Source organism: Paenibacillus sp. FSL H7-0690, assembly GCF_037980415.1.
GTDB classification, from domain to species: Bacteria; Bacillota; Bacilli; order Paenibacillales; family Paenibacillaceae; genus Paenibacillus_AQ; species Paenibacillus_AQ odorifer.
Map to the genome: position 1 here is coordinate 4224624 of NZ_CP150281.1, position 24967 is coordinate 4249590.

Below are 24967 nucleotides of genomic sequence, written 5' to 3' on the forward strand. Positions count from 1 at the left end.
ATAAGAATTTATAGTGAAAACCTATAAATTCTTATATTTTAAAAAGCTTCTGGGTTCAAAAAGCATTGGGTTCTTACGGCCCGCCGACTCCTCTCGCCAGAAGCTAAATTAAAATACTACAAGACTGTTGATCGGTGCCTAAAGATTAATATGCCTTTGCAAAAACCACAGTATGCTTGGCTGGTTGGCCACAGCATATGCAGACTTGCTTAGTCTCCGCTGGATCAAAAGGAATATTGCGGCTACCCGCACCTGTCTCTTCCTTAACTTTGGACTCGCATTCTTCGGAACCACACCATCCCGCTAGAGCAAATCCACGTTTTTCGTCCATCGAAGCTTTCATTTCCTCCAAGGAATCTACAGAATAGAAATGGTCCTCACGGAATTTCAGCGCACGTTCGAACATTTCATTGTGAACCTGTTCAAGCATTGTTTGAACCTCTTCTACGAGGTTTTCCTGTTGAATAACCTTCTTCTCACCAGTGACACGTGAGACGAGAACGCAGACGCCATTCTCCATATCGCGTGGTCCAAGCTCCAAACGTACTGGCACTCCACGCATTTCATATTCATTAAACTTCCAGCCTGGGGTAACATCTGAACGATCATCTACACGTACACGAACGCCAGCATTCTTCAATTCCTTAAACAGCTCGTCCGTCCGCCCAATCACAGCTTCGCGGGTCTTAGGAGGTCCGATAGGAATCATAATAACTTGCGTTGGAGCTACCTTAGGCGGCAGAACAAGACCGCGGTCATCTCCATGTACCATAATCAAGGAGCCAATCAAGCGAGTGGTTGAGCCCCATGAAGTAGTGTGTACATACTCCAAATTATTGTCACGGCTTAAATATTGAATCTCAAAAGCTGTGGCAAACTTGGTGCCAAGGTAATGTGAAGTAGCAGCCTGAACAGCGCGTCCATCCTTCATCATCGCTTCAATAGAATACGTATCTACCGCACCGGCAAAACGCTCGGAAGGTGTCTTTTGTCCGGTAATAACCGGAATGGCAAGATAGGTCTCGACAAAATCACGGTAGTTATCCAGCATCCGCATAGTTTCTTCACGAGCTTCCGCTTCATTCTCATGCGCGGTATGCCCTTCTTGCCAAAGAAACTCAGTAGTGCGGATAAATGGCAATGTACGTTTCTCCCAACGAACCACGTTCGCCCATTGATTGATAAGTACAGGAAGGTCACGATAAGATTGAATCCATTTGGAGTACATGTGGCCGAACATGGTCTCTGAAGTAGGACGAACTGCGAGACGTTCCTCAAGTACGTCACCACCCGCTTCTGTTACCCATGGCAGCTCTGGATTAAAGCCTTCAATGTGATCCTTTTCCTTCTGAAAGAAACTCTCTGGAATGAACACTGGAAAATAAGCGTTTCGATGCCCAGTTTCCTTGAGTCGACGGTTCATTTCCTCCTGAATATGCTCCCATATTTCATAGCCTTCTGGCTTAAATACAATACAGCCACGAACAGGAGAGTAATCCATCAAGTCTCCTTTTTTAATAACATCAATATACCAGCGTGAGAAATCCTCGCTTTGCGGCGTGATTTCCGTAACGAATTGTTTATCTTTTGCCATGTAATGGAATGCCTCCCGAAGAAAATTAGCCGCTGATCAAACGTAAAATATCATTATACGTAACAGCAATCATTAATAAAAATAGCAGTGCAAAACCTACAAAGTGAACCATGCCTTCATGACCCGGATCCACAGGTTTGCCACGCAGTGCCTCTACACCTAGGAATGCCAGACGGCTTCCATCGAGTGCCGGAATCGGCAAGAGGTTAAATATCCCCAGATATAGACTCAAAATAGCGGCCCAGTATGTAAGATACTGAATACCTTGTTGAGCAATTTGACCGGTTACTTCAAACGTACGAACCGGACCTCCAATATCATCCATATTGAATTTATTGATCAATTGTTTAAAGCCCAAAAAGATAGCTTCTGTCGTATCGACCATAGCTTTTCCTGAACCTGTTATCGTCTCGCCAAAACCAGCTTTACGAGTAGGCAGCTCAGGAGTGATGCCTATTTTACCGCCTTCTTGCCCTTCCATACTACGAGGAACTAGCGTAACGTTAAGGGTTTCCTCTCCCCGCTGCAGCGTCCAGTTCATTTCTTTCCCTTTGGACTCCGAGGTCAAGCTAATCATTTTTTGGTAATCAGCACCGATCTTCTCACCATTGATGGAGACAATGATGTCGCCCTTTTGGAGTCCTGCTTCTTGCGCAGGCATTCCTTCGGAGACGTCGCCAATCTTAACAAAAGTAGGATTTTCAACTTGAATACCGACCATTTGCAAATGGATGGCGAAGAGTACAAAGGCTAACAGAAAGTTCATCACAGGACCCGCAACAATAGCCAACGCACGCTGACCCACGGTCTTGCTGCCGAATTGACGATCTTTAGGTGCAATTTGTGTCTGTTGCGTTCCTTTAATCATCATCGCTTGCGGATGAACATCATAAGTAGTAACTTCTCCGTCCACATCTAAGGTAATCTGCAATTTATCCTCGAGATCGGTATTCAACGCCTCACCACGGATAACATTTCTACGGGTGTCTAGTGCATCCAGATAAATGTTTTTAACTTTATTGTCTTGTCCGAGCCTTACCGCAATGGTCTGTCCAGAACCAATCTCGACAATCTCAGGATCTTCACCAGCCATACGGGCATAACCGCCAAAAGGCAGTAAGCGAAGAGTGAACTGAGTCTCATTCCGTTTATAAGAAAACAGTTTCGGACCGAAACCGATAGCAAATTCCCTCACGAGAATACCGGCGCGTTTGGCAAAATAATAGTGACCCCATTCGTGTACAGTCACAAGTACAAAAAACATGAGCACCGTTAAAAAAACGACCTGAACCATTTCCAAACGTATCATCCCCCTTTAGGTGTAAGACCGAAGTATGTCCTCTTAATTTATCATTATTCTCCGATCAGGCACAAGAGAATCAACTGTCCCAACCTATTTTTAGGGCAAAGTAAGTATTTCCAGTCAAGCAATAACACCATCGGTGTCCCTTAAGGAGTCGGTACGCGTTTACGCGAGAAATATAAGGATACTGTATAAAGTGAAACTTATACTTTCTTATATTTCTAAAAGGAGATCTTTCAACGTTCTACAGCGTAGCTGCCAGTTCTCGAACACGTCTATCACAGGATTCAATTTGTTCCAGATTCGGATTATGCTCGTTATTATGACGATCTAGCACTTCTCCGATAATCTCCTCAATACGCAGGAACGAGATCTCATGACTCAAGAATCGAGCAACAGCTATTTCGTTCGCAGCATTAAAAGCCGTAGTCGCTGTTCCACCAGCTTTTCCACAATCTATCGCTAGCTTCAGTGCAGGGTAACGTTCAAAGTCCATTTCACGGAAGGTCAAACGTCCTATCTCTGCTAACGACAAACGCTGTGCCGGAGATTCCCAACGAGCTGGATAAGTAAGTGCATATTGAATCGGGACACGCATATCGGGATTGCCAAGCTGGGCAATAATACTGCTATCACGGAATTCAACATAAGAGTGAATGATGCTCTCCGGGTGCAGCAGCACATTCACTTGTTCATACGGAAGACCGAATAACCAATGCGCTTCAATAACCTCTAGGCCCTTGTTCACCATTGTAGCAGAATCTATCGTTATTTTCGCGCCCATGCTCCAATTCGGATGACGAAGCGCATCTTCTACCGTCACATCCTTAAGCTGATCACGCGTAAAGTCACGGAATGAGCCGCCGGATGCTGTTAAAGTAATATAGGCAATATCTGAGATGTTCTCGCCATTGAGACATTGATAAATAGCTGAATGCTCACTATCAATCGGCAACAGCTTAACTCCCTTACGATTAGCAAGATCAGTGACCAAATGTCCGGCCGTTACTAATGTCTCCTTATTGGCGAGTCCAATATGTTTGCCAGCTTCAATTGCCGCTAGTGTTGATTGAAGCCCTACGCTTCCCATAACAGCCGTTACGACCATTTCGGCATCGCCGCCAGCCGCCACTTCAACAAGCCCTTCATTCCCGCTGTAAAGCTCTATACCAGAAGGTAGGCTGGATCTAATCTCATCTGCCAGCTCTTTCGTTGCCACAGAGACTCTACGCGGGTTAAAACGACGAACTTGCTCCAGTAATAATGTTGTATTTGTTCCGGCCGCCAAGCCATCTACTTCAAAAGAGTCTGGGTGCATTGCGATGACATCTAGAGTCTGAGTGCCGATCGAACCCGTCGAACCTAGAACACTTATTTTTTTCATAGTTATACTCTCTCTCCCTTCGTTTAATAGTAAGGCATAAGCATTACAATATGTACGAATGGAAATACGATAATCCAGCTGTCACATCGATCAAGAATACCGCCATGCCCTGGCAAAAGTGTACCTGAGTCTTTAATGCCATACGCACGTTTATAAGCTGACTGCACAAGATCTCCAAGCTGTCCTAATATCGCACAAGAAAGCCCAATAAGCAATGCTCGTCCTATCGTCAAGTGTTCAGGAGCAAGCAGCGCAAACACGATAGAAATAAGCATCGAGATCAGTACCCCGCCAACAGCACCTTCCACCGTTTTGTTAGGACTGATGGCCGGCCAGAGCTTATTCTTGCCAAAGCTTCTGCCTACAAAATATGCCCCCGCATCACTGCCCCAAATGCAGAACAGGAGCAAAAAAGTCCAGAACAAACCATGTCCGTCATCCGATGCACGAGCCACGGCCATATAAGAGAAGCCCATTCCAATGTATACAATGCCAGTAAACAGCAAGGCTGTTACTCGAATATCTAATTTATTTTTAGTAAAAACGGTGACCAGAAGGAACAATAACAGCAGAATCCAAATCCCTTGCTCCCAGGACAACGGCTCATTAACACCAAGCAAATTCCATGGGATCATGAAGCTTAGAATAGCTGCGTAACCCAGAACAGTAGTACCGGAAAGCGTAGGAATACCTATCATTTTGACAAATTCATAAAAACCTATAAGAGCCATAGCAATAAGCAGAACCTGATACGGCCAGTTTCCCAGTACACATAACCCTAAAAATAATACTCCGGCAACAATTCCGGTAATCAATCGCTGCTTCAAAGGTTCCATCTCCTAACAAGCTACTTCAGTCCACCATAACGGCGTGTTCGTCGTTGATATTCAGCAACGGCCTGATGCAAATGCTCTTTGTCGAACTCAGGCCAGTACACATCAGTAAACCACAGTTCACTATAGGCAACCTGCCATAACATAAAATTGCTAAGCCGAATTTCTCCGCTTGTACGTATCAGCAAATCAGGATCGGGTAAACCAGCAGTTAATAGTCTGTTGTTAATCAACTCTGATGTAATTTCTTCTGGCGACAATATACCAGCTTGGATATCTTTCCCTAAGCTGCGCATACAGCCTTCTATTTCATTGCGTCCACCATAGTTAAGAGCAAAATTTAAGATCAATCCAGTATTCTCTTTTGTTCGAGCTACCGCCTCTTCCATAGCCTTACGGGTATATGAAGGTAAAGCGTCAGCGTCACCCATCATGCGTACTTGAACATTCTTCTCGATTAGCTCATCAAGCTCAATCGCCAGAAACTCCCCAGGCAAACGCATCAAGTAATCGACTTCTTCTTTCGGGCGTATCCAGTTTTCTGTCGAGAACGCATACATCGTTAAGTATTTAATACCTAATTCGTCTGCAGCGATCGTAGCACGTTTGACAGCCTTCATGCCGTTCTGATGACCCATAACGCGCGGTAAGCCGCGCCGTTTAGCCCAGCGTCCATTACCATCCATTATCACAGCCACATGCCGGGGAATGTTATCCGGTGAAATCTCGACTGACTGTTGCCTGTCTTTACGGCTCAGCCACGCTTGAATCCGTTTGATCATTTCCGTTTCCTCCAAGCTCTTATCAGAAAGAGACAAACCCCACCATTAACGGAGGGGCCTTAAGTCTCTTGAATATCATTAAACTTCCATAATCTCTTTTTCTTTGGAAACAAGCACTTTGTCAACTTCGGCTATGAACTTATCCGTTGTTTTTTGAATGTCTTCCTGATGGCCACGGGACTCATCTTCAGAGATACCGTTTTTCTCCATCTTTTTAATATCATCGTTGGCATCACGGCGAATGTTGCGGATCGCTACTTTCGCTTCTTCACCAAATTTCTTAGTCAGCTTAACCAAGTCCGTCCGACGCTCTTCAGTCAGCGGAGGGATAGAAAGACGAATAATGGTGCCGTCATTGGCAGGTGTCAATCCGATATCGGATTTCATGATCGCCCGTTCAATATCAGACATCGATGTTTTGTCCCACGGCTGAATCAACAGTGTCCGGGAATCCGGAGTACTAATGTTGGCCAGCTGATTAATTGGAGTAGGTGCCCCGTAATATTCAACTTGAATACGATCGAGAAGCGATGTTGTTGCACGTCCTGCACGTAATGTCGCCAAGTCACGTTTCAGCGATGAAATCGCTTTTTCCATACGCTCTTCAGCATTTTTTTTGACCGATTGTGGCATTAATCTACACTCCCTTTAACAATCGTTCCGATCTTCTCACCGAGAACGACACGTTTGATATTGCCTTGTTCTGTAATGGCAAATACAATGAGCGGTATATTGTTATCCATGCATAAAGATGAAGCTGTTGAATCCATAACACCGAGGTTTTTGTTCAGAACATCCATATAAGTAAGCTGTTCGAATTTCTCAGCGGTACTATCTTTGAACGGATCAGCAGAATATACTCCATCAACCTTATTTTTCGCCATCAGAATAACTTCTGCTTCGATCTCTGCCGCTCTAAGCGCTGCAGTAGTATCTGTTGAGAAGAATGGGTTACCTGTGCCTGCTGCAAAAATAACAACACGGCCCTTCTCCAAGTGGCGAATCGCACGACGACGAATGTATGGTTCAGCAATTTGCTGCATCGAGATCGAAGTCTGTACTCTTGTTGGCACATCGATTTGCTCCAATGCATCCTGCAGTGCAAGTGAGTTCATTACTGTTGCCAGCATGCCCATATAATCTGCAGTAGCGCGATCTATGCCGCTTGCGCTGCCCGCGATCCCGCGCCAAATGTTCCCCCCGCCACAAACAATCGCAACCTGAACGCCAAGTTCTACAACTTCCTTGATCTGTTCAGCGATGGAAATAATCATGTCGGCATCAATACCATATCCGTTTTGTCCTGCCAAAGACTCTCCACTTACCTTAAGGACTACTCTCTTAAATACCGGCTGTTCCAAATGTATACCCTCACTTTCTGCAAAAGACGGAACACTACGTGTACGTGTTCCGCTCTTCTGATGCTTGCCTTTATTCAATTCTTCACATTTATGATGAAACTATTATTGATTAACTTGTGCCATAACTTCTTCAACAAAGTTATCCACTTTCTTTTCCAAACCTTCGCCAAGTTCAAAACGAGCAAAACGACGGATCGAGATGTTTTCTCCGATGGTGCTGATTTTTTCATTCAACAATTGGGAGATTGTTTTGTCAGGGTCTTTAACGAAAGTTTGCTCAAGCAAGCAATATTCTTCGTAATATTTACCAATACGTCCTTCAACCATTTTTTCAATGATTTTCTCAGGCTTACCTTCGTTCAAAGCTTGAGCTTTCAGGATTTCTTTTTCTTTCTCAACATCTTCTTGTGGAACTTCTTCACGACGAACATAACGCGGGTTTGCTGCAGCGATTTGCATAGCGATATCGCGAGCAAATTCCTTGAAGGAATCTGTTTTACCAACAAAGTCAGTTTCGCAGTTGATTTCTACAAGTACACCAATACGGCCGCCAGCGTGGATGTAAGATTCTACAACGCCTTCAGTAGCAATACGTCCTGCTTTGTTCGCTGCTGCGGACAGACCTTTTTCACGAAGCAATTCTGCTGCTTTAGTGATATCGTTATTAGCTTCTTCAAGCGCTTTTTTACAATCAAGCATACCAGCGCCTGTTCTTTCACGAAGTTCTTTTACTGCTTTTGCATCAACTGCCATTGTTTATTCCCTCCAGGTAATTGTCGTTTTCTTACATTATTCAAGGCCTTTATCCTAAAAAAAGGGCAGTGAGAGGTTATCCACCTGCCAACCACCCTTTTCATTTAAGTTCTTGTATGTGTTAGTCGCTACTTAAGCAGTAGTTGTGTCTTCGCCTTGGTGAGCTTCAACAACAGCGTCTGCCATTTTACCAGTCAACAATTTAACAGCGCGGATAGCGTCGTCGTTACCTGGAATTACGTAGTCGATTTCGTCTGGATCACAGTTAGTATCAACGATAGCTACGATTGGAATACCCAATTTGCGAGCTTCTGCAACTGCAATACGCTCTTTACGCGGATCAATGATGAACAGCGCGCTTGGAAGACCTTTCATGTTCTTGATACCGCCCAAGAATTTTTCAAGACGATCTTTCTCTTTGCGAAGAAGGATAACTTCTTTCTTAGGTAGCACTTCAAAAGTACCGTCTTCTTCCCAAGATTCCAATTTCTTCAAGCGATCAATACGCTTTTGGATAGTTTGGAAGTTAGTAAGAGTTCCGCCCAACCAACGTTGGTTAATGAAGAACATACCGGAACGTTCTGCTTCTTCTTTTACGGAATCTTGAGCTTGTTTCTTTGTTCCTACGAATAGGATTGTGCCGTTGTCACCAGCGACGCTTTTTACAAAGTTGTAAGCTTCCTCTACCTTTTTGACTGTTTTTTGCAAGTCAATAATGTAAATTCCGTTTCTTTCAGTGAAGATATAACGATCCATCTTTGGGTTCCAACGACGAGTCTGGTGACCGAAGTGTACCCCAGCTTCTAGAAGCTGTTTCATGGAGATTACTGCCATCTTCACACACCTCCTAAGTTTGGTTTATTGTGTGTCTCCTCCGCCATGCGTCATCTTTCAGCAAGACTTTCTTCAGAAGAAAGCACCCCTTGTCGAAATCAACCGGCGTGTGTTTTAACACCGTCAATTACTATACCATATTATCTCAGTGTATGCAACGATCACTTTAAAGTTATTAATTTCTCTATTATCGAGTCAATACTTTCTCCCTTATTAAAGCTATAAGAACCGGATTGAATTTTGGTATTAATCTTACGTTTGTTTGCAGCCTCTAGAAAAGTAGACTTATCTTTAATGACACCAGCCTTCGCTAAAATATCTGTTGTTGCGGTCAATGTGCTGCCAGATGGAATTCGAACAGAAACACTAGCATTTGCTGTGACTTTAGGCGTTACAGGAGCTACAGCGGTTGGAGCGGCACTGGCCTTTGGAGTGACCTTTGGTTGCTCAACCTTCCCGTCAGTAGGCGTAGATGGCTTGTTCGGGGCAATGGCTTTATCAGAGCTCTCAGGCGTTGTAGGTGACACTGCCGGCGTGGGGGAGGCTGCAGCAGCCGGCGCAGAGGGGCTGACGTTCTCCTTGCTTTCTGCTGTCGGCCCCCCGGTCTCTGTGACTTCCTCTTTATTATCATTCTCAGTTTCCCCTGAGGAAGGTACTGCAGCTTCATCGATGACTTTCATATTCAGTTTCTCCGCACCCTGTAGAACTTGTTCTTTGGTAAGTGGAGCCGCTCCACCGGAGATCATTAATTGAAGTAATAAAGCGCCAGTAATTAGTCCTGTGCCTAGCCCGAACAAGAATGAACGGTTCTTAATCATACCGATTCCTCCTGTTTGGCAAGTTGCAGAATCAGTTGCACTTCCCCTCGCTGAAGTCCAGCTGTCTTGGCAATGGAATCTATCGATTTGCCCTGCTCATGCAGTTCAAACAATCTTGGGTAACGTAATTTTATCGAACTAATAGGTTTCGCTTTCACATCTGGCGACACTGAACTCATCTCTGCTGGGAGAGACGGATCTTCGTTTACACCAACTTTAACCTTCGAACCTTGTTCAACCGACACTGCAAGTTCTTTCAAACTCTTTTCTTCCTCGGCCACTCGTGCTTCTAGCTTTAAAGAGCTGTTCTGCAACTCTACCACTTGACTCTGTAATTCATTAACCTGTCCCTGCAGTACATTATGATTAGTTTGCGATTGTTGTTTAATACTACTAACTAATTGTACCAGTTCCTCATTCTCGCGCTCTATGTCTGCCATATATAGCTCAAGCGCAGCCTCTGTATCTTTGAGGCTTTGCTGATTAGCTTTTCCTTCCTTTACACGTGCGGGAAGTAAAAGGGCATAAAGAATAGCGGCGACACCTACTAGCACAATATAAACCCATGGTTGCAAGTGCCTTATCTCCTTTTACATATCAGATGTAGATTCATGTAGATTCTTATTAAAGACTTAGATCAATGCGTTGGCCTTTGTAAGGATGCTCAGCATCACGGGTTGCAGGCGGGTTCGAATGTTTATCTGACGAAGAATTGCCACCTGAATGCTGATTGCCTTTTCCACCGCCATCCCGTAAAGCTGATTCAGAAGACTCATCCACTTCAGTGCTCCGCATGGCCAATTCCTGACTTTGTTTTACATTTTGCCCAGCCAATTGATGTTGGTCGATAGCAGGACGTTGCTGAGATTCATTCTGAAGCTTGCCCGCCTCCGTGGTGCGAGGCAAAGCAATTTGCAGTTCCACCGGTTTTAGGCTCATCTTAACCCTTCTCTCACAAGTAATGGCCGGCCGCAAATGCTGCCCGCCCGATTAATTGTACGGCGTTAAAGATATATCCCCATCACTGTAAATAAACACAACCCGCTCCGTAGCATCCTTAACAAATCGGGTATATCTGCCGATCATGATCTTTGAACCGCCATAAATGGTTTTGATAACCTCAACTCTCGCTCTACCTGTATCTTCTAACATTCTTTCTATCTCTAGCACTCGTTCTTTAATTCTTTTTTCTTCACGTTGATGGGATTGTTTAGTAGCATTTAATTTGACGCGAAGCGCCACTTTATCCGCAGGGAGCTGACCGTTAGTAGCCAATTGATTTAATAGATACAAAGCTTTAGAGGTTTTATCCTCGTTCTCCAGCAGCTGCCGCAGCTCTTGACGAAGTTCGTTAATCTCATTTCTAAGCTCTGGAACCACGCCTACCTCAATCACAGTCGCAGTGGACATGGTGTTACCTATAGTTCTTGCTACAACTCTTTCTCCAGACTGAACGATTCCACCCACAATTAAACCTTTAGAGCCGTTACAGATAACATCTCTACCAGCACGTATATTGGAGTGCATAATACTCTGAGAGACAATTACATCTTCCCCAGCGGTTACGTTTCCATCTTGAATGAAAGAAACCTTCACACTTTTTCCAGCGGTAACTTGGCCTTTGTTATATCCGATAATTCCACCAGTAATTTCAATGGAGCCGCCAGAGATTAACTCTGCACCTTCAACGCCGCCTACAACCCGAATATCACCGGCAGACTTCACCGTAAAGCCTGAAAGGACATTCCCACGTATGACGACTGTACCTACAAAATCAATATTTCCAGTGCCGTAATCGACATCACCATTCACTTCATATACAGGAAACACATTGATTTTCCCGTTATCAGTTAACGTGACCAGTCCATCAATCGCTGCGTACATCGAAGTGCCATCGTTATCAATGAGTACATTTTTCCCGATTTTAAAATGAGCTTCCTTTCCAGCCTTGAAAGCAAGCTCATCACCAGTTACAGTCATCCCTAACTTTCCAGGCTGGGCAGGGATAATTTTAGCTATTAACTTTCCTTTAAGCACATTACGAAGCCGGACCAAGTCCTTGTAGTCGACCTTACCATCCGCTTTCTCAAGCGGTTTGCGGTCCTCTTCCAGATCAACTGTAAGCATAACTCGTCCATCTGTGCCATGCACAGCAGGATAACCTGCAGCAATCGGAACTTTACTCCAAAAAAACTCCTCAGGATGACTACTAATACGTTCGACAACATCACTCTTGATACCGTAGCGAATATTGTGACTGTGCAGGAAGGCTTCCAGTTCTGTAGATGAGCAGGAAAAATTCTCATCCTTTTTGGAGAACTGCAAATACGCGATTCCTTTGTCCTCCGAAAAAGTTATACTCAAGTACTGATTCAAAGCATATTGACCGATCAAATTTTGCTCCCCCTTGTCACCGCTAACGGTTAATCGTTCTGCATAAGGAGATCACGGTTCTTCTCGAGCGTTCCCCTCAGCCGCAAAATAGCTTTGGAATGCAACTGCGAAATTCTTGAAGGAGATAACGACATGACCTCAGCAATCTCACTTAAAGATAAATCTTCATAATATAAAAGGGACACAACGGTCCTTTCTTTCACCGTTAATTTCTCAATACCTTTGGTGAGCGCTTCGCGCAAGTAGAATTCATTTACCTTGCTATCCGGATTCTTAGCTTTATCGTCCACCAGTATGGACATTCGGGTCTCTGATTCCTCTTCACGAATCGGGTCTTCCAGTGAACAAAGTGACATCACAGCCACATCCTGCAACATATTTTGAAATTCCAGTTCACTAATATTAAGGTATTGGCTCATTTCCTCGTCACTAACTGACCTTAAGTGCTTCTGCTCCAGCTGCTGATAAGCGTCCTCAATTTTTTTAGCTTTTTCCCTAACGGATCTAGGTACCCAATCACTTTGGCGTAATGAATCTAATATCGCACCACGCACACGCCAGGACGCATAGGTCTGAAACTGCAATCCTCGTTTGTAGTCGAATTTCTCAATCGCATCAATTAGTCCCATAACCCCATTACTGGCTAAATCATCTTTGGATACATTTTTGGGTAATCCCACAGCCAAACGACTGGATACATAATCAACAATATGGAGATAACTCTCTATCAGCTTCTTTTTGGCATCAGGGTCTCTGTGTTCTTTCCACTGTTCCCATAGCTCGTCAGTTTCCAATTGAGAAGCTTTACGCTCGTTCAATAGCTTTCACCCTTCCCAAAGTTTAGTCAGCGAGCATTCGCGGCGAAATGTACCTTCCAATAAGATCACCGATTCCGCCTCAGCCCTCACTTATTCTTCTTTCAGGTGACGAACGGCCTTGGCCAATTCTTCAGGATCCTTCATCGAAACTAGCTTAGGAGGTGTAAGAGGCTTAAATCCCTCGCTATTTTCGTTTCCTTGTCCTGGCTTCGGTTTTAGTAGATTGATTAATTCTTCATCCTCATTAGGCGTGCTGATATCCAGCTTCGCCCCAAGTTCTTCACCACCAGTATCCACTTCATCCGGAGGCGATGTTTGAATCATAATAAAACCCAATACCCATCTTACGAGGAAAGCAAGCAGAAACCAGATGATAAATGCAATTAGGCTTCTTAATAAACTAGTACCCAATACATTGTTACTGTAGGTTACAAAAAAGGTAAATATGAAACCTACCAAACCCGACACCAAGTTTATCAAAATGTTTCCAATCATATTCATAATTATAGTTCCTTAGCGCCTTTTTGCACACTGCGAATAAACAATATACCAGTGTTGCAGGCTATTTCTATCGTACGGCCATAATTGCCGCCTGTGTCTTCTGCGATTAACGGAATTTTTAAATTTTCAAGTGCTAGTTTACAAGATTCAACATTACGAGGCCCGATCCTCATGGTGTCGCTCCCCCCGGCAAAGGCAAACATTTGTGAACCTCCGGCCATCTTGGCTACGATCCGGCTCCGAACCGCCCCAAGCTCTAGCAGACGGGATAAGAGCTCCGGCACTGCAGTATCTGCAAACTTAGCGATGTTTAACTGCCCTTCCCTAGCAATCTCAGATGATGGGAGCATTACATGCGCCATCCCTGCAAGCTTTTTTCCAGGGTCAAACAATGTTAATCCCACGCAGGAGCCAAGACCTGTGGTACGAATTAAACTGTCTTGGCTACCCACGTTAAGATCCGCCATCCCTACTTTAATAATGCTTTGTTCTTCAATCATTTTCAAAAGGAACTCCTAGCGATTTGAAGATTTTCGGGAATGATTCCGGATCGGGAATAAGGAAAAATTGCCCTTCAATTTCGTTTTTCCCTTCGAAGAAGGTAGTGTCGATCAACAATGCATCGTCCCCCATCTGCCCGAATTGCAGCAGACCGTAGCTAAGGATAGCGCCAGCCATGTCCATAGCAAGGGCCGGCACCGTTGGATACATAGAAAGTGCGGTGAAATCTGCTAGAGAAGAAAGATACGATCCTGCCAAAATATTGCCAATTTCGCTTAGTGCAGAGAGCTCCATTTCTCCAAGCTCTTCATTACTCGATAGCTCAATGCCCGCAATACGACTAAGCAAGTTCATAGCCGCTTCTGGTGACAGAATGAAAAACAGGTTACCTGGAGCTTCACCCTCCACACGTAGAAACACCGCATATACAAGTTCTTCGGCTCCGCCAACTTTATCTGTTATTTCTTCAAAGTTAAGGAGCTGTACCTTAGGAACAGCCATATCTATCGGCTTATTCAAGAGCTGTGATAATGCGGTGGCTGCATTTCCAGCTCCAATGTTCCCAACTTCCTTAAGCACATCCATTTTGAAATCCTTATAGTGCTTAAATAGTTCCACAGGTTAGCCCTCTAGGCTTTCTAATTGAACGATTTCGCTTTTGTTAAGCACTTCTGACAAGTTAAGCATAATCAGTAAGCGCTCGTCTCCAATCTTGGCCACCCCATCCAAATACTTTGCCTTGATGCCGCCAACAACATCAGGAGGTGTATCAATAGAATCTCTGTTCAAATCTATAACATCATTTGCAGAGTCTACAATGAAGCCTACTTCCATTTCATTAACAGACACGATGATGATTCTTGTCTGATCGGTGTGTTCAGCCTCTTCGATGCCGAAACGGCCCCGTAGATCAATTACAGGAATAACAACCCCACGTAAATTAATTACACCTTTGATAAATGAATAGGTCTTAGGTACACGAGTAATGGGCATCATGCGCTCAATAGTTTGTACCTTTTCAACTTCAATTCCATATTCCTCTACGCCTAATTTAAACACTATCACTTTAATATCTTCAGCCATGGAATGAACCTCCCTGTTCTATCCTAGTTATTTAATAAAAGCGTTCGGATCAATAATAAGTGCTACTTGACCATCACCAAGAATGGTTGCGCCAGATATTCCTTGTACATCAGGCAAATATTTACCCAGATTCTTAATCACAACCTCGTTCTGGCCAATAAAATCCTGTACTGCTAAGGCAACTAATCTTTCTCCCTTGCGCACCACTACGATTTCTGTTTCTTCTTCGGTACTCTCATCATAATCTGGTACTGAAAAGAGACGACTTAGCGAAACCAGAGGAATATGCGAATCACGGAATTCTACCATTTTATTGCCATGGATTGTACGGATCTGAGATTGCTTCACGATTCCGGTTTCCACTATAGAGGTCAAAGGAATGGCATACTTCTCGGAACCTAATCGGATAAGCATTGCAGCAATGATTGATAGAGTTAAAGGCAGCTGCACTGAGAAATTTGTTCCTTTACCTGGAGCAGAATAAATCGTTACATTGCCGCCTAAAGAAGAAATCTTAGATTTCACTACATCCAGCCCTACCCCGCGGCCTGAAACATCAGAAATGACCTCTGCTGTACTGAAGCCTGGGGCAAATAACAACTGAAAAGCTTCATCGTCCGACATACTGGCTGCCTGCTCTTGTGTTATAACACCCTTCTTCACAGCAGATTTCAGAACCTTCTCCGGATAAATCCCTGTTCCATCTTCTTCGATCTCAATGAAGACGTGATTACCACTGTGGAAAGCCCGCAAATAGACCGTTCCGGTCTCAGGCTTACCAGCAGCAACACGATCCGCAATGGATTCGATACCATGGTCAACTGCATTACGCAATAAATGCACCAGCGGATCCCCGATTTCGTCAATGACCGTTCGGTCTAGCTCAGTTTCTGCTCCTGTGATGATAAGATCTACTTTTTTGTCTAGTGACTTGGCTAGATCACGAATCATACGTGGGAATCGGTTAAATACTGTATCTACTGGAACCATCCGCAGCTTCATTACAATATTCTGGAGATCTCCGCTTACCCGGCCCATATGCTCAACCGTTTCTGTAAGATCACCATTTTGAACCTCAGAAGCCAGCTGTTCCAATCGGACACGGTCGATAAGAAGTTCACTGAATAAATTCATCAACACGTCCAAACGTTCAATATCTACACGAATGGTACGTGATGGTGCCCCACCTGTTTTGTGAGCTGCCGGTTTGTTCCCTTCTTCTTTGGTTGGCAGGGGTTTAGCGGCAGAAGCCGCAGGTGTAGCTGCTGGAGCCTCAGTAGTCGTGGCAGCCACTTCAGAGGCTGCTGCTGTTTCTTGACCCAGCTGTTGCAGAGAGTCTTGATCCAATGCTACTGCCGATACCTTATCAATCTCAGACAGATTTAGTATCATAGCCTGAATTTGATCAGCACTTTTTTGAGTTATGTAATAGAGAGAGAAGCTTTGATCAAATTTCTCTTGTTCAATATCCTGAACGGATGGGAAGGATTTAACCACTTCACCTGAACGCTCCAAAAGATCAAACACCATATATGCACGTACTGCCTTAAGCTGACAATCCTTGCGAATGGTTACGTCCACATATAATACTTGATGTCCTTCTTGAATCGACTGTTCTAGAACAGAAAATTGAAACTCATCTAAATGAATCGGGGTTTCAACCGCTTGTGCAGCAGGTCCTGAGACAGAAGCTGCCTCACCACCCGCAACAGGAATCTCTCCCCGGACTATAGCCTGTAAGGAGGAGACGATAGACGAAACATCCGCTTTACCCTCGCCTCCTCCCGTAATATCCTCAACCATAGACTCCAAGGCATCCAAACTTTTGAACAACGTATCAAAAATGAAATCCTGCATGCGCAGTTTGTTGTTGCGTACCAAATCAAGAACATTTTCCATTTGGTGTGTGAGTGAAGCCAAATCTTCAAAGCCCATAGTTGCTGCCATACCTTTTAAGGTATGCGCAGAGCGGAATATTACCTGTACAATACTAATGTCCTCAGGATTCGCTTCCAGCCCCATCATGCTCTCGTTCAATGACTGCAGATGATCGTTCGACTCATCAATAAACATGGATAAATATTGGTTCATGTCCATCAGTGAGCACCTCCCCTTTGAGTTCGCTTTTCTGTTATTTAACAGCTTGCACCAGCCTTGGAGCAATTTCTTGCAAAGGCAGTACGTGCTGGACGCACTGTAATTCCACCGCAGATCGCGGCATTCCATATACGACACAAGTTTCTTCGCTTTCAGCAAAGGTTGAGTTTACCCCAGAGTCGTATAAGGATTTCATCATTCTTGCCCCATCACTACCCATCCCTGTCATTAGTAACAAATGACGTTCTAACGATGTGAGCGGCAGCAATGATTCAAATAAAACATCCACAGAAGGTCGATGGCCATTACGTGCCTCCTCCTTTGTGAGTACAACCGCATATTGCCCTCTAGAGGATGGGACAACTTGTAAATGATAGCCTCCAGGTGCTATATAAGCAGTTCCTTTTTGCAATATCATCCCCTGCTCAGCTTCAATCACTTCTAGCGGGCTGAAGGTATTCAGTCGCTGGGCTAGTGATTTGGTAAAGTTAGGCGGCATATGCTGCACAATAACAATAGGCGCTGGAAAATCCGCAGGAATCTTCTCCAGAAATACCTTTAGAGCACGTGGTCCACCTGTAGAGCACCCCACGGCAACCAACTTTTGCAGATCATTACTCCCATACTTCCGGACCTGAGGATTTGCAGAAGCGTCAGAAGACACTTCCACTTTAGGTTTAGGCAACGGTTTTGGTGGGGTAGCGTTATTCTCTACTCTTGACCTTGCATTACTCTTTTCTGATAAAGGTGGTGGAGTAGAGATTAATGGTTTTGCTGCTCTTTTAGGAACAGTATGATCTAACGGCTGCTTCACCCGCGGTTTTTTGGTCACTTCATTTTTGAGTGAAGCTTTAGGTTCTACCTTGGGTTTGCCGGGCATCACTCTCGGTACAGTTGGCGGTGCGACTTCTACTGGCGGTATGTCTGGCAACTTAAATGCAGAAGCACGTGCTTCGCGCTGCTCCCGGGCCATCATAGCCTCTTTCATTTGTTCCCTTAAGGATTCTCCCACTCCCATGATATCCTGAGAGTTGGTAATCGAAGGTTTACGAATAAAGTCAAAAGCGCCCCATTCCAGTGCAAGAATGGTTTCCTTCATGCCCTCTTCATTGATCCCTGACAGCATAATCACTGGCAGAGGGTCTGAGGCCATTATTATTTTCAGCGCTTCCAGGCCGTTCATTTCTGGCATTTCTACATCCATAGTAACCAGATCTGGACGAAGCTCATTGATTTTTTCGATAGCCTCACGACCGTTTTTTGCTGTTGCCGTCACCTGAAAGTCAGCGTCATTTTCAATTAAATCGGAAATGATCTTGCGCATAAATGCCGAATCATCAACAACCAATACTTTATATGGCTTCATATCATTTCCACCTCTGTCCCAAATTCAGAACAACTATTTACTTCGCTTTAACCATTTATGGATAAAGCCTTTAATCCCTTGGACTTTTGTGGTCTTTTTAGAATCAATGGTCAAATAACTTAGGGCAAGCCGATGTATATCCTTTGCAGCAATACAGTTTGGAAAAGCCAATGTGAAAGGCGTTTGCCTTTTGACAGCCTGCACTACATGGGCATCTGAGCTTATATGACCAAGATAAGAAATATCTAATTGCAAAAAACGACTGGCGGCCATTCGGATCTTGTCGCTTGTCGCTATGGCTTCCCTTTCATCACCTGCCTGGTTCACAATCAATTTAAAGGAAGTCTCAGGATAGGAACGATTCACAACCTTCATTAATGCGTATGCATCTGTGATAGCTGTTGGTTCTGGTGTAGTAACGACTAAGCAATCGTCGGCAGAAGTTATAAACTTCATCGTTTCCTTAGATAATCCAGCACCTGTATCGAATAAAATATAATCCATGCTGTCCGCGATAAGTGCTATCTGATTTGTGAAATAATCAAGATCAGACTCTGAAAGAGTAAATAGCTCATCCATTCCAGAGCCACCAGCTATAAAAGGGAGCGAATTCGGACCGTATTGAATAATCTGCTCGATATCCGCTTCTCTTTTTAACAAATGATAAAGATTATATCTCGCCGATACGCCCATCAACACATCTATATTAGCCATGCCGATATCTGCATCGAACAGTAAAACCCGTTTGCCCATAGCCTTTAAAGTTAGAGCGAAGTTAAGTGTAAAATTCGACTTACCAACGCCCCCTTTACCACTACACACCGTAATGATCCTGGCGGATGATCCCCCTCTTACAGCTACTTTAGAATCCTGACTGGATACAAGCTGTCTTAAGGATTGTGCCTGATCCATCATGTTTCACCTGTTCCAAGAAGCAACTCACTAAGCTGTCCTTTGGTAGCCATAAGCAGATCATCAGGTACATTTTGACCATCAGTCATATAAGACAAGGTAAGTGGGAAGTCATTCAGGACATTAAAGAGCGGGCCGTAACTCCCCGTCTCATCCAGCTTTGTGAAAATAACCTTATCCAGTCTATATCTGCCGAAATGCTCTGCAATAAGTTTCATATCACGGCTTTTGGAGGTCAGGCTAAGCACAAGATAGGTTTCACTTCTCAATTCCTTCGCAAGCAAGCTTTGCAGTTCTGCTACTAGCATATCATTGCGATAATTTCGGCCAGCTGTATCCATTAATACTAGATCACAACTCTCCAAGCGAAAGAGTGCTCTTTGCAAATCTCCTGGCGATTGGACAACCTCCAGTGGAACATTGAGGATAGCAGCATAGGTTCGCAACTGTTCAACAGCTGAGATTCTATACGTATCGGAGGTGATAAAACCTACCTTGCGTCCGTGCTTAAATAGCTGTTCTGCCGCAAGCTTAGCTATGGTTGTGGTCTTTCCAACTCCAGTGGGTCCGGCAATATATACAATTTGAGTATCCCGGGCAATTCCATCAGCAATTCGTCCCGTCAGGAAACCATCAATCTGTTCTTTAAGAGATCCCATAAATTTCTCTGGTCCCCAAGTACGCCCTTCATCTACCCAACGTTCCGAGATGTTACTGATCCATTCCTCAACAAGCACAGCATCCATTTCTTGCTCTAATAAAAGATCCCGTAGCTCCTGCAGACTGTCTGGCAGTTCTCTTCCACCTGAGGATTGTCTGGCAATTCGCTCCATCCAGAGCTTCATATCTCTAATCTCACGTAGAACATCATTTTCGAGAGCAGTGGCAACCTCTGGCGATTGTTCTAATCCTAATGATTCATACAACGCTGATACAGAAGGTGCATCATCCAGATTTAATTCAGGAAGTTTTTGCTCAGGTACTGGCTCCGGATGCCTGGCTATCGATTCTTGTACATTGATAGCTTCCGATAAGGCTGCGGCAATCTCAGCAAACGTCCGTGACTCTTCTGGCTTTTCTAATGAAACAGAAGGTACGGAAGGTATAGAAGATGTAGTTGAAGCAGATGACGCTTTTTGATAAGCCTGTGGTACTGCACTCCGTGGAATGTTAATCGCTGGCGCAGCCGGCTTTTTTGGAACATTATTCTTCTCTGCCTTTTCTACTGCTGCTACAACTTCTATTTTTTTCTTCTTAAATAACCCTAAAAATCCGCCGATTTTGATTTCCTTTGTACTTAAAATGACGGCCTCGCTCCCAAGCTCGTTGCGAATGGAAAGCATGGCGTCAGGCATCGAATCGACCACGTAACGCTTCACTCTCATAAATTCACCACTCCGACGCTTTGTATTTCAATGTTAGGCTCTAGCTCGCTATAAGACAGTACAGGAATGTCCTGCATCGTTCGTTCAATCACCTGCCGCAAATACATACGAATGGTTGGTGATGTGAGCACTATTGGCTGTTGCCCTGTCTGCAGCAATCGATTGATCTGTTCACTTAACCGCTGATAGATCGTTTGTGTCGAAGTTGGATCAAGGGCCAAATAACTTCCCTGTTCAGATTGCTGCACACTCTCGGAAATTTTCTTTTCAAGATTAGGTCCAACTGTGATGACTTTCAGTGTCTCTCCTACTTGTGAGAATTGCTGAGTAATCTGTCTGGATAAGGACTGACGAACATATTCAGTGAGAATATCCGGATCCTTGGTGTATGTCCCATAATCCGCCAATGTCTCAAAAATCGTAACCAAATCTCTGATCGATATCTTTTCACGAAGCAGCTTAGCAAGAACCTTCTGCACATCCCCAATCGCCAATACGGAAGGAATAAGATCGTCGACGAGCACTGGATAATTATCCCTAAGGTTGTCCACCAGCATCTTAGTTTCTTGTCTTCCTATCAGCTCATGTCCATGACGTTTGATTAACTCCGTCAGATGTGTTGCGACAACAGATGGAGGGTCTACTACAGTATAGCCGGACAATTCAGCCCGCTCTTTAACCGATTCATCAATCCATAATGCTGGAAGCCCAAAGGATGGTTCGATGGTCTCAATACCGTTTATAGATTCATCATCATATCCTGGACTCATTGCAAGGTAATGATTAAGTAATAATTCACCACCGCCGACTGTATTTCCTTTAATTTTTATGACATATTCATTCGGTTTTAGTTGAATATTGTCGCGAATGCGAATAACAGGTACTACAAGACCCATTTCTAGGGCACATTGCCGTCGAATCATGATGATACGATCTAACAGATCGCCTCCCTGACCTGTATCCGCCAAAGGAATAAGACCATAACCAAACTCGAATTCAATGGGATCAACTGACAGCAAATTAATGACACTTTCCGGACTTCGTACCTCTTCAATCTGCTTCTCTTCAACAAGTTGCTCTTCGGCAATCTGTTTCTTATTTAAATTTTGTCCCATACGGTAGGCTGCAAAAGCCAGCAATCCGGCCAATGGGAGCGTTGTAATCATATGTATGGGTGTAAAGAGTCCAAGAAAAGCTACCGTAACTGCGACAATATACAACAATTTCGGATAGGACAATAACTGTCCTGTCAGCTCTTCTGCAAGATTACCTTCCGAAGAAGCTCTAGTAACAATCAGGCCGGCTGCTGTCGAAATCAGCAAAGCTGGAATTTGACTGACGAGACCGTCCCCGATGGTCAATACAGAATAAGTGGATAACGCAGTAGCAAAGTCCATCCCGTGAACCATCATACCGATGATAAATCCACCGATGAGATTGATCAGCAAGATGATAATACTCGCAATCGCGTCTCCTTTAACGAATTTACTCGCACCGTCCATGGCTCCGAAAAAATCCGCTTCGCGTTCTACGTTACGACGACGCTCACGTGCCTGGGTTTCGTTAATCATGCCTGCGTTAAGATCGGCATCAATACTCATTTGCTTACCGGGCATCGCATCCAAGGTAAATCTAGCGCCTACCTCAGCTACGCGCTCTGAACCTTTGGTGATAACAATAAACTGAACTACTACCAAGATCAGAAACACGATAAATCCAACAGCAATTTGTCCGCCAGCGATCCAGCTACCGAAAGTAGATACCACTGAACCGGCATCTCCATAAGTCAGGATCAGTTTTGTAGTCGAGATGTTAAGTGACAGACGAAACAGTGTGGTTACTAGGAGCAATGAAGGGAAAATTGAAAATTCGAGTGCATTTTTCGTATTCATAGCAACCAGAATGATAATTAATGCGATTGAGATGTTAATAACAAGCAAAACGTCCAATAGCCAGGACGGGATAGGCAGAATCATCATAAGCACGATCCCGATGATGCCTAGCAAAACTGTTAAATCTTTAGCTTTCAATGTCCTAACCCCCCCGCCTTATCTCCTCTTACCTTTAAGCTTATATACATATGCCAGCACTTCAGCCACAGCCTGGAACAGATCATTTGGAACGACATCTCCAATCTCTGCCCTTTGGAATAATGCCCGTGCCAGCGGTTTGTTTTCCATAGTCACGACGCCGTGCTCTTTAGCCAGCTCCCGGATGCGAAGTGCTACATAATCCTGCCCTTTTGCTATAATCTGCGGCGCTTCCATCTTGGTACCGTCATATTTAAGCGCAACAGCAAAGTGCGTAGGATTCGTAATGATTACATCCGCATTTGGAACTTCCTGCATCATACGCTGCATGGCCATTCTACGTTGGCGTTCCCTGATCTTACCTTTGATTAGAGGGTCACCCTCCATTTTTTTGTATTCATCCTTGATATCCTGCTTGGACATTTTCAGGCTCTTTTCATGCTCGTACTTCTGATACATGTAGTCCAGAAAAGCCATAGCCAATAGGGCAGCCCCGATTTTCAAACCAAGACTCATCGTCAGCTTGGCCGCAAATTTAAAAATCCCCTCCGCACTGATATGCGACAGGGATGCAAAGTTCTTCTTTTCTCCCCATAAAGTGCTATATACCAGATAAGCGATAATTAGAAGCTTAAATATGGATTTCAGGAACTCGACAAACGAACGCATGGAGAAAATATTTTTGAACCCTTTTATCGGATTAAGCTTGCTGAATTTAGGGGTGATCCCCTCTCCAGTGGTCATAAAGCCCACCTGCGCCAGATTGCTTACCAGCGCCATAACAAAAACTATTCCAAGTAATGGAGCTAGCAAAATCAGTATTTGTAGTCCATATTGATTAAATAGCAGCGTTATATTCTCAGGAGTAACCTCCAGTGTCATTTGATTCTGAAATACATCCATATATAGCTTCATGAAGCGTTCTTTCATAAAACCACCAAACATCATCAAGCTAACTACTGCTGATAACAATACAACTGCACCGGATAGCTCAGCACTTTTGGCTACTTGACCCTTTTTACGAGCATCTTGCCGTTTCTTCGGGGTTGCTTTTTCCGTCTTTTCACCGGCGAATTGTTGAAGATCCAGTCTATACCGCTTCGTCTTAGGCATAATACGCTCCCCTTACGGTCACCTACGGACTCTTCCCCATGAGATTCAATAAATTCTCCATGGATTCGAACATGATATCGAAGAGATTCTGAAACAGCACAGCCAGACCAGGCATCAGCACTAAAAGCAGTGCAAGACCTATAATGATTTTGAGCGGAACCCCAATAACAAATACATTATATTGCGGAGCCGTTCTCGCCAAGAAAGCAAGGCCAACATCAGTCAGAAACAGCGCAGTTACTAAAGGAGCCGACATTTGAAAAGCGAGTACAAAGGACTGAGCAAATGTTCGAACCAGAAACTCTGACAAACTACCGTCAATCATGCCTAGAAATAAATCATTATTCATAGGAACCCATTTATAACTGTACACAATAGCATCTAGCAGATGGTGATGACCATTCATGCTTAGAAACATTAGCAGGGCTATCATATATTTGAAATTACCAAGAATTGGTGCAGACGTTCCAGTCATAGGATCGATAACATTAGCAATACCGAAGCCAATCTGAATATCAATAAATGAACCTGCTGTCTGAATCGCCATAAACATCAAATATCCAACGAAACCTAGCAATAATCCTATTAATACCTCTCTGGCAATCAGCAAAATATAACTGAAATCCTGCGGGATCGTAAGCCCTGTTCCGTTAGCACTAAAGACAACCAATGCTACAAAAAAAGAAATGCCAATCTTAAAGGTTGTCGGGACCCCTTGTGAAGAAAATACAGGAACGACAACAAAAAAAGCGGTTATTCGACAAAAAATAAGCAAAAAGACGGGTAAACTTTGCAGTATGGTCTCCATGTTCATTGATTAACCAATATACATATAGAGATTACCCAAAATTTGGCTTGTAAAGTCAATCAGCTTCGTGACGATCCACGGACCAAATAGCAATAAAGCCAGTAGCACTGCGACGATTTTGGGAACAAACGCTAGCGTCTGTTCCTGAATCTGTGTCGTAGCCTGAAAAATACTGATTATTAGTCCTACCACCAGACCAAGAATCAGCATGGGTGCGCTGACTTCCAGCACTAAATATACGGCTTGGCTTGCTAGCCCGATTATAAACTCCGTACTCATCCCTCATGCCTCCTCTTT

General features: G+C 44.1%; 26 protein-coding genes. All 26 read right to left on the minus strand.

The annotated features are described in order from the left end of the window. Positions 1 to 145 precede the first annotated feature (145 nt). Positions 146 to 1594 (minus strand): proline--tRNA ligase, encoded by a 1449-nt coding sequence (gene proS / locus MHI32_RS18530; RefSeq protein ID WP_036688477.1) that lies wholly within the window; start codon positions 1592 to 1594, stop codon positions 146 to 148. A gap of 25 nt (positions 1595 to 1619) precedes the next feature. Then, complete coding sequence (rseP, locus tag MHI32_RS18535) at positions 1620 to 2894, minus strand: RIP metalloprotease RseP (protein WP_076127839.1); 1275 nt, start codon at positions 2892 to 2894, stop codon at positions 1620 to 1622. Between the two features lie 247 nt (positions 2895 to 3141). Then, a complete protein-coding gene (locus MHI32_RS18540; protein ID WP_076190901.1) occupies positions 3142 to 4281 on the minus strand; it encodes a 1-deoxy-D-xylulose-5-phosphate reductoisomerase in 1140 nt (379 codons plus the stop codon). A 23-nt stretch (positions 4282 to 4304) separates the two neighbouring features. Then, entirely contained in the window at positions 4305 to 5108 is an 804-nt protein-coding gene (locus MHI32_RS18545) for a phosphatidate cytidylyltransferase (protein ID WP_076127836.1), read from the minus strand. Positions 5109 to 5128: 20 nt separating this feature from the next. Next, a complete protein-coding gene (locus tag MHI32_RS18550; protein WP_076127834.1) occupies positions 5129 to 5896 on the minus strand; it encodes an isoprenyl transferase in 768 nt (255 codons plus the stop codon). 78 nt (positions 5897 to 5974) lie between these two features. After that, complete coding sequence (gene frr / locus MHI32_RS18555; protein WP_076127832.1) at positions 5975 to 6529, minus strand: ribosome recycling factor; 555 nt, start codon at positions 6527 to 6529, stop codon at positions 5975 to 5977. Then, positions 6529 to 7257, minus strand: a complete 729-nt coding sequence (gene pyrH, locus MHI32_RS18560) for a UMP kinase (protein WP_036688491.1) — start codon at positions 7255 to 7257, stop codon at positions 6529 to 6531. Before pyrH ends, frr begins: the two co-directional genes overlap by 1 nt. 102 nt (positions 7258 to 7359) lie before the next feature. After that, a complete protein-coding gene (gene tsf, locus MHI32_RS18565; protein ID WP_036688492.1) occupies positions 7360 to 8010 on the minus strand; it encodes a translation elongation factor Ts in 651 nt (216 codons plus the stop codon). 132 nt (positions 8011 to 8142) lie between these two features. After that, positions 8143 to 8844 carry a 30S ribosomal protein S2 gene (gene rpsB, locus MHI32_RS18570; protein ID WP_036688493.1) on the minus strand — a complete coding sequence of 234 codons (702 nt, stop codon included), beginning with the start codon at positions 8842 to 8844 and terminating at the stop codon, positions 8143 to 8145. A gap of 161 nt (positions 8845 to 9005) precedes the next feature. Beyond that, on the minus strand, positions 9006 to 9662 hold the full coding sequence (locus MHI32_RS18575; RefSeq protein ID WP_076307724.1) for an endolytic transglycosylase MltG: 657 nt from the start codon (positions 9660 to 9662) through the stop codon (positions 9006 to 9008). Next, positions 9659 to 10237, minus strand: a complete 579-nt coding sequence (locus MHI32_RS18580; RefSeq protein WP_076127828.1) for a hypothetical protein — start codon at positions 10235 to 10237, stop codon at positions 9659 to 9661. Before MHI32_RS18580 ends, MHI32_RS18575 begins: the two co-directional genes overlap by 4 nt. A gap of 49 nt (positions 10238 to 10286) precedes the next feature. Then, positions 10287 to 10601: a hypothetical protein gene (locus MHI32_RS18585; protein WP_076127826.1), complete on the minus strand. Its 315-nt coding sequence runs from the start codon at positions 10599 to 10601 to the stop codon at positions 10287 to 10289. Between the two features lie 51 nt (positions 10602 to 10652). Continuing rightward, positions 10653 to 12056 carry a FapA family protein gene (locus tag MHI32_RS18590; protein ID WP_036688497.1) on the minus strand — a complete coding sequence of 468 codons (1404 nt, stop codon included), beginning with the start codon at positions 12054 to 12056 and terminating at the stop codon, positions 10653 to 10655. 29 nt (positions 12057 to 12085) lie between these two features. Next, positions 12086 to 12874 (minus strand): FliA/WhiG family RNA polymerase sigma factor, encoded by a 789-nt coding sequence (locus MHI32_RS18595; RefSeq protein WP_076127824.1) that lies wholly within the window; start codon positions 12872 to 12874, stop codon positions 12086 to 12088. A 90-nt stretch (positions 12875 to 12964) separates the two neighbouring features. Further along, positions 12965 to 13369 carry a hypothetical protein gene (locus MHI32_RS18600; protein WP_076127910.1) on the minus strand — a complete coding sequence of 135 codons (405 nt, stop codon included), beginning with the start codon at positions 13367 to 13369 and terminating at the stop codon, positions 12965 to 12967. An 8-nt stretch (positions 13370 to 13377) separates the two neighbouring features. Continuing rightward, entirely contained in the window at positions 13378 to 13875 is a 498-nt protein-coding gene (locus tag MHI32_RS18605) for a chemotaxis protein CheD (protein WP_036688499.1), read from the minus strand. Next, positions 13868 to 14494, minus strand: coding sequence for a chemotaxis protein CheC (locus MHI32_RS18610; RefSeq protein ID WP_076182646.1), 627 nt, complete (start codon positions 14492 to 14494; stop codon positions 13868 to 13870). Before MHI32_RS18610 ends, MHI32_RS18605 begins: the two co-directional genes overlap by 8 nt. Positions 14495 to 14497: 3 nt before the next feature. Next, positions 14498 to 14959 (minus strand): chemotaxis protein CheW, encoded by a 462-nt coding sequence (locus MHI32_RS18615; RefSeq protein WP_036688501.1) that lies wholly within the window; start codon positions 14957 to 14959, stop codon positions 14498 to 14500. 27 nt (positions 14960 to 14986) lie between these two features. Continuing rightward, positions 14987 to 17056 carry a chemotaxis protein CheA gene (locus MHI32_RS18620; RefSeq protein ID WP_340010509.1) on the minus strand — a complete coding sequence of 690 codons (2070 nt, stop codon included), beginning with the start codon at positions 17054 to 17056 and terminating at the stop codon, positions 14987 to 14989. Positions 17057 to 17090: 34 nt separating this feature from the next. Continuing rightward, positions 17091 to 18422: a chemotaxis response regulator protein-glutamate methylesterase gene (locus MHI32_RS18625; protein WP_340010511.1), complete on the minus strand. Its 1332-nt coding sequence runs from the start codon at positions 18420 to 18422 to the stop codon at positions 17091 to 17093. 33 nt (positions 18423 to 18455) lie between these two features. Continuing rightward, on the minus strand, positions 18456 to 19337 hold the full coding sequence (locus MHI32_RS18630; protein WP_340010513.1) for a MinD/ParA family protein: 882 nt from the start codon (positions 19335 to 19337) through the stop codon (positions 18456 to 18458). Further along, positions 19334 to 20719: a flagellar biosynthesis protein FlhF gene (gene flhF, locus MHI32_RS18635; RefSeq protein WP_340010515.1), complete on the minus strand. Its 1386-nt coding sequence runs from the start codon at positions 20717 to 20719 to the stop codon at positions 19334 to 19336. The genes MHI32_RS18630 and flhF overlap by 4 nt, the downstream gene beginning before the upstream one ends. Continuing rightward, entirely contained in the window at positions 20716 to 22749 is a 2034-nt protein-coding gene (gene flhA, locus MHI32_RS18640) for a flagellar biosynthesis protein FlhA (protein WP_036688509.1), read from the minus strand. The genes flhF and flhA overlap by 4 nt, the downstream gene beginning before the upstream one ends. Before the next feature lie 18 nt (positions 22750 to 22767). Then, positions 22768 to 23862: a flagellar biosynthesis protein FlhB gene (gene flhB, locus MHI32_RS18645; RefSeq protein ID WP_036688512.1), complete on the minus strand. Its 1095-nt coding sequence runs from the start codon at positions 23860 to 23862 to the stop codon at positions 22768 to 22770. A gap of 22 nt (positions 23863 to 23884) precedes the next feature. Then, entirely contained in the window at positions 23885 to 24670 is a 786-nt protein-coding gene (gene fliR / locus MHI32_RS18650; protein ID WP_036688514.1) for a flagellar biosynthetic protein FliR, read from the minus strand. A 9-nt stretch (positions 24671 to 24679) separates the two neighbouring features. Beyond that, positions 24680 to 24949: a flagellar biosynthesis protein FliQ gene (fliQ, locus tag MHI32_RS18655; RefSeq protein ID WP_076220246.1), complete on the minus strand. Its 270-nt coding sequence runs from the start codon at positions 24947 to 24949 to the stop codon at positions 24680 to 24682. Positions 24950 to 24967: the final 18 nt, after the last annotated feature.